Here is a 389-nt window from a genome sequence, read left to right as displayed (position 1 = left end):
GGTGGCGCCGTCGACCTGGGCGGCCTCCTGCAGCACCTCCGGCACCTGGGCCAGGCCGGCCAGCAGGAGCAGCGAGATGAACGGGGTGGTCTTCCAGATCTCGGCCAGGCAGATCACGAACAGCGACGTGCCGAAGTCACCGAACCAGTCGGTGGTCGGCGAGACCCCCGGCAGCCAGGCGAACCAGCTGTTCACGAACCCGGTGTTGATGTCGAAGGCGAACTGCCAGGCGAACGCCGACACCACCGTGATGACGGCGTAGGGGATGAGGATCGCGGCCCGCAGCACCGGCCGGATCGCCTGCAGCGCCTTGTTCATCACCAGCGCCAGCGCGAAGCCGAGCACCAGCTCGACGGCCACCGTGATGACCGTGATGAGCGCGGTGACAC

Annotated in this window: 1 protein-coding gene; it reads right to left on the bottom strand. The window is 68.1% G+C overall.

Features of this window, described 5'->3' with window-relative positions:
* Nucleotides 1-389, bottom strand: a 389-nt coding sequence (locus M3677_RS17750; RefSeq protein WP_251161240.1) for a carbohydrate ABC transporter permease, incomplete at both ends; no start/stop codon positions are given.

Origin of the sequence: Curtobacterium sp. P97 (genome assembly GCF_023712445.1) — a bacterium.
Classification (GTDB): domain Bacteria; phylum Actinomycetota; class Actinomycetes; order Actinomycetales; family Microbacteriaceae; genus Curtobacterium.
The sequence above is the reverse complement of the archived record's forward strand: the minus strand, read 5'-3'. Positions and strand labels throughout refer to the sequence as shown.